This is a genomic window from Aeromonas sp. 604176 (assembly GCF_049170755.1).
Taxonomy (GTDB): Bacteria; Pseudomonadota; Gammaproteobacteria; order Enterobacterales; family Aeromonadaceae; genus Aeromonas; species Aeromonas veronii_A.
The window spans coordinates 1-1,085 of sequence record NZ_JAAKNE010000264.1 but is presented as its reverse complement, the minus strand read 5'-3'; the positions used below and the strand labels follow the sequence as shown (position 1 = coordinate 1,085).

The following is a 1,085-nucleotide window of genomic DNA, read 5'->3' as shown; positions in this document are numbered from 1 at the left end:
CGCGAATTCAACTTCGAAGTGCGACACTCGCCTATGCCGCCTGACGGTACTCTTCGAATACCTTGACAGGCTGCCTGAATCCGAGACATTTCCGAGGTCGTAGGTTGAGCCACTGCTCCGCTCTCCTGACATCCTCGTCCGTGACCTCTCTCAGGTCTGTTCCCTTTGGGATAAACTGCCTCAACAGCCCATTGCTGTTCTCGTTCAGACCGCGCTCCCACGAAGAGTAAGGGTGCGCAAAGTAAGTCTCGGCACCCAGCGCTTCCTCTATCGCCTTGTGTTCGGCAAACTCGCCGCCGTTGTCAAAGGTGATGGTATGCACCTGCTCGATGTAGGGCGTTAACATCTCGATTATCGCATCCCGCACCACCCCAGCCTGTTTGCTCGCGACCCGCTTGACCAGATAGAGCCGGCTCTTGCGCTCCACCAGGGTGACCAGTGCACCTGTGCCTTGCTTGCCCAGCACCGTGTCCGCCTCCCAATCACCGAGCCGCTCCCGGCTATCGACGATAGCCGGCCGTTCATCAATAGAGCGGGCTTCCTTGATGGGAGAACGCAGGCTGCTCGCCCCCTTGCGGTAGCGCTTGTGGCCCTGGCGCAGATGGCGGTACAACTGGCCACCCCGGGCTTTGTCGGCGGCCACATGGCGGTATATCCACTCGTGACTCACCATGAGGCCTATCTGCTTGCCCACCGCGCTTATCTGCTCCGGGCTCCACCACCAGGCGAGTGTCAGCTCGACAAACTGGATGACATCGGCAGATAGCCGAGATTTGGCCGCACTGGCCCGTCGGTGGGTGGCGTGCTGATGCGCATTGTCTGGCTGGTAGCCCTGCGGCCCGGCGTTACGACGCAGCTCCCGGTAGAGGGTGGAGCGATGAACGCCAATGGCGCGTGCGGTGGCAAGGATGGACATCCCCTGTGCGCGAAGCACCGATAACTGGTATCGTTGCCCCTCGGTCAACTGCTGATAGCTCATGGTGATACTGCTTTTACTTTGGCGAGCAGAAGGGTACCACCAATCAGCAGTTGGCCACCTCTCGCCATTCATCCATGAGTGTCGCACTTATTATCTGAATTCCCGA

At 59.4% G+C, this 1,085-nt stretch carries 1 protein-coding gene; it reads right to left on the bottom strand.

Going from position 1 to position 1,085, the window contains the following annotated elements; all coding sequences use genetic code 11:
- Positions 1 to 31: 31 nt before the first annotated feature.
- Positions 32 to 979, bottom strand: a complete 948-nt coding sequence (locus tag G5358_RS21210; protein WP_019706001.1) for an IS30-like element ISAs2 family transposase — start codon at positions 977 to 979, stop codon at positions 32 to 34.
- Positions 980 to 1,085: the final 106 nt, after the last annotated feature.

Coding starts and splice junctions, on each gene's coding strand:
- G5358_RS21210 (WP_019706001.1), bottom strand. CDS start 979: ATGAGCTATCAGCAGTTGACCGAGGGGCAACGATACCAGTTATCGGTG.